Origin of the sequence: Lentibacillus sp., from assembly GCF_035301925.1 — a bacterium.
Taxonomy (GTDB): Bacteria; Bacillota; Bacilli; order Bacillales; family Amphibacillaceae; genus Lentibacillus.
In genome coordinates this window covers 1-4,156 of sequence record NZ_DATGTI010000164.1, presented here as the reverse complement: position 1 = coordinate 4,156, position 4,156 = coordinate 1, and the positions used below count along the sequence as shown (strand labels likewise).

The following is a 4,156-nucleotide window of genomic DNA, read 5'->3' as shown; positions in this document are numbered from 1 at the left end:
CGGACCTTTCCCGCACATGTTATCTGCTTGCTCTGCTTTCTAAAAGGCACCAGAGAAATAAGGGAAGAGACTTCACCCTAGTTGATAATCTAGGGGGAATCATTCCATTACTTTTATTGTTTTAACACGATAAGGATTTGCTTATCGATTACGGTGGTGCGTTCCTTAAGTACGCCCTTAGACCTAGTTGAAAATATGGCTCAGGATCGTTACCGGCAGTCGATTTACCCGATATGATTCATGTAAGGAAGGAGGTGGGTTCATGAAAAAATTCTTGCTATTTGTTGGCGGACTGCTTGCACTTTTTATTTTGCTGGTAAACCTCGGGCCTATAATTTTGCTTGGTGTCAGCATATGGCTGCTGTACGTTATCTTTAAGCAATTCGTTAAAAGTGACTCTACAGCAGGTAAAATTGGCTGGGTCGCTCTCGGGTTACTGGTGCTGAGCATAGGAATATCCAATATTTATGCGATCATCGGCGTTGCGGCGGCATATGTCCTCTACTTAATTTATAAAGGCTGGAAAAACGATAATCTATATGCAGAACACACAGTGGAGGATCATGATCCGTTCAGAAATTTTGAACGTCAATGGGCCGATATTAATCAATAATTTCAAAAGGAGCGATTTATCATGACAAACTTATGGACACGTATTAAGGATTCTGTGTCAGCAGATCTTCACAATATGCTGGATCAAAAAGAACAGAAAAATCCGCTTGCCTCTCTCAATCAATATTTACGCCAGAGTGAACAGGAAAAAGAAAAGGTGCGAAAGCTGATTGAACGCCAGTACAGACTCAGGGATGAGTTCACAAGAGAGTACCATAAAGCACAGGATATGGCCGACAAAAGACTGAAGCAGGCGGGTATCGCCGAAAAAGCAGGCGAGGAGGAGATGCGTGCATTTGCGAGAAATGAGCATGAAGAATATCAAATTCGTGCTGACCGGATGAAAGCTTCACGTGAAGAGGCCGTACAGCAGCTGGAAACATTGGAGCAGAAATTTGAGGAAATGAAACATAAAATAAAAGATATGCATCTGCGCAGAATGGAATTAATGGGACGTGAGAACGTCGCAAATGCCAATCATCAAATCAGCCAGGTCATTGAAGAAACGTCGGAAAAGCTTTTCTCCCGCTTTTCTGAATTGGAGCAATATATTGAAGGGCTGGAGTACAAGGTGAACAGCTCCTATTACCGCAGCACCTTCGACAATAAAATTGCCAAGCTGGAAAAAGACATGGAGGAAAAAGCAAATTAATCCATAGCCGTTTCCCACATGTAACAGACACTAATCCCTCTGGAGAACGATGGAATAATTGGTACAGCAACGTAACAAAACATGGTATACTTTTACTTGCAAAGGCGCAGTTGTTCTGCGTCTCTCCTACATAAAGTGAATCTTCATTCTGTGGAGCGTTTTTCTCCACAGAATGTTAGATGAACAGAATCGGACATTTAGGGACAGTTAGCCGCTGTTTTTTGGTTACTGAGCCTTATATGCGGGATAAGAAAGAAAGGGGATCACTTCATGTTTCAGCGTTTGTCGACAGATACTTTCAACTGGATATTGATTATTGGCGTGATTCTCTTTGTGATAGAAATTGCCTTTTTCCATGGCGGGGCAATTGTGTCGGCATTGTTTTCAGCGGCTTTTGTATATGTTGGCTGGAAAAATTTTAACCAATTATGGGGGAAAATATTATTCTGGCTTGGGATTGTTTGGCTAATATTTGCCATACTGAATATGCTGGCCGTTCGTTTTCTGATTTTGGCTGCTATCGTTATCTTTATTATCAACTATTCGAAATCAAAACAGGAAGCTCAACGTATCCAGCCTGAACTTTCCCGGGACGTGATGAATGCTGATGAGGTTATCCAGGTGGAGCCGTTGTTTGATCACAAGGTATTTGGCGATCAGTATACGGCCGATACGTCTTATCAGTGGCGGGATATCAATATTCACGGTATGTTTGGTGATCGCATCATCGACTTGAGTAATACTGTTCTGCCAAATGACACGTCAGTAGTTTCGATCCGGCACTTAGTTGGCAACATCGTCATTTACGTGCCATACGAAGTGGAACTGAGTGTCCATCACAGTTCGATTTTTGGGCGGGCTCATATTTTGGGCAAGCATCACTGGAAGCTGATGAATCAGTCGCTTTTATATCAGACGGAAAACTATGATACAAAACTACCGCGGGTGAAAATTGTGACATCACTGCTTTCCGGAGATATCGAGGTGAAGCGGATATGATTCCAATTTTGCGGCATGTCTTCACTGCGACATTATTCAGCTTAATCATTACCCTGGTGATTGTTGGGGTAACATTGGCAGCATTTCCGCCTGATGACTGGTCACTCATTCTGAATAAAACGATATACGATGTGCCATTTTTGGTGCTGGTTTTCAGCATACCGATTGTGGCCGGTGCAATTATCGGCATAACGACCGGCGGCTATTGGCGGCAGCGGCTGCAGCGTGTATCAAGGCATTTGGATGAAATTGCAAAAGGCCAGAAGTTATCTGACGATGATGAACCGTATAAAGAACTGGAAAAGATCCGGCAGTATATGGAGCAAATACAGGAAAAAATACGTGTTCAGACCGAAAATGCTCAGCGGCTGGCCACGGAAAGAACGAAAGACCGTGAAAAGAGTTTACAGGAGATTGTAGTACAGGAAAGAAATCGTCTGGCACGGGAACTACATGATTCGGTCAGTCAGCAGTTGTTTGCCGCCTCCATGATGATGTCGGCTATTAACGAGGCTGATCCGCCTGAAGATGCGTCGCGTAACAGGCAGCTGCAGATGGTCGAAAAAATGATTCATCAGTCACAGCTTGAAATGCGGGCATTATTGCTTCATTTGAGACCAGTTGCTCTAAAAGGGAAATCACTAAAGGAAGGCACCGAGGAACTCTTGGCAGAGCTTACACAAAAAGTGCCGTTGGAGATTGAAACAAAGCTTGAGGAATTTTCGATCGACAAGGGTGTGGAGGATCAGCTCTTCCGGATATTGCAGGAATCTGTTTCTAATACATTCCGCCACGCGAAGGCATCTACCCTTCAGGTCATGCTGATCAAAAGGGATGATACCATCATTATGCGGATTGTTGATGACGGTATCGGATTTGATACCGAAAATGTCCGGACCAGCTCATATGGGCTGCAAAATATGCGTGAGCGGGCTTCTGAAATCGGCGGAACGTTTAAAGTCGTCAGTCTGCCTGATGAAGGCACACGGCTCGAAGTTAAAGTACCTGCTTTAAGAAAAGAGGGTGAGAACCATGATTAACGTATTATTTGCTGATGATCATGAAATGGTCAGGATAGGGGTGTCAGCTTATCTGTCCGCGCAACCTGACATCAATGTGGCTGCTGAGGCCGATGATGGCGGGGAGGCTGTCCGGCTTGCTTTGGAGCTGAGGCCTGATATTATCCTGATGGACATTGTCATGGATGAAATGGACGGCATTGAAGCGACAAAACAGATTATTGCCGAATGGCCGGAAGCCAAAATTATTGTTGTCACGAGTTTTCTTGATGACGAGAAGGTTTATCCGGCACTTGAAGCAGGTGCTGTCAGCTATATGCTGAAAACATCAAAAGCGAGTGAAATTGCGAAAGCCATCAGGAAGACATATGAAGGCGAATCGATTCTGGAACCTGAAGTAACGGGAAAGATTATGAACAGGATGCGGGAAAAGCCTGCCGATCACCTGCATGATCAGCTGACCAATCGCGAAATGGAAATCCTGCTGCTAGTTGCACAGGGAAAGTCGAATCAGGAAATAGCCAATGAACTATACATTGCTTTAAAAACGGTCAAAGTTCACATCAGCAACATTCTTGGGAAACTGGAAGTGCAGGACCGGACACAAGCTGTTATCTATGCCTTTAAACATAACCTGGTATAATTTTGCATGGATAAATCCGGCCATAATTTAACAGGGTACTGTTATTTAATAAAACACGCATTTAAAATGACCATCCATTTGATGGTCATTTTTGCTGGTATGAGAGGTGTTTCACTACTACAGTTAGCATCGAATATTTTAAATAAATGAAAAATATGAAACCTCAGAATTCACTAAAACGTATGGACTATTAACCTACCGTTTCACCCGAATAAGAAGCGCGTTTGGTCA

5 protein-coding genes are annotated in these 4,156 nt (G+C 43.5%); all 5 read left to right on the top strand.

The window, feature by feature from the left end:
* The first annotated feature begins 262 nt into the window (after window positions 1–262).
* The 5 genes from VK080_RS13550 to VK080_RS13530 all read left to right on the top strand — a co-directional run bounded on the left by VK080_RS13550 (window position 263) and on the right by VK080_RS13530 (window position 3,925).
* Window positions 263–613, top strand: coding sequence for a flagellar basal body rod protein (locus VK080_RS13550; RefSeq protein WP_324225302.1), 351 nt, complete (start codon window positions 263–265; stop codon window positions 611–613).
* 21 nt (window positions 614–634) lie between these two features.
* Window positions 635–1,264: a PspA/IM30 family protein gene (locus VK080_RS13545; RefSeq protein WP_324225301.1), complete on the top strand. Its 630-nt coding sequence runs from the start codon at window positions 635–637 to the stop codon at window positions 1,262–1,264.
* Window positions 1,265–1,534: 270 nt separating this feature from the next.
* Entirely contained in the window at window positions 1,535–2,263 is a 729-nt protein-coding gene (liaF, locus tag VK080_RS13540) for a cell wall-active antibiotics response protein LiaF (protein WP_324225300.1), read from the top strand.
* Complete coding sequence (locus tag VK080_RS13535; RefSeq protein WP_324225299.1) at window positions 2,260–3,303, top strand: sensor histidine kinase; 1,044 nt, start codon at window positions 2,260–2,262, stop codon at window positions 3,301–3,303. The genes liaF and VK080_RS13535 overlap by 4 nt, the downstream gene beginning before the upstream one ends.
* Window positions 3,296–3,925 carry a response regulator transcription factor gene (locus VK080_RS13530; RefSeq protein ID WP_324225298.1) on the top strand — a complete coding sequence of 210 codons (630 nt, stop codon included), beginning with the start codon at window positions 3,296–3,298 and terminating at the stop codon, window positions 3,923–3,925. The genes VK080_RS13535 and VK080_RS13530 overlap by 8 nt, the downstream gene beginning before the upstream one ends.
* The last annotated feature ends 231 nt before the right edge of the window (window positions 3,926–4,156 follow it).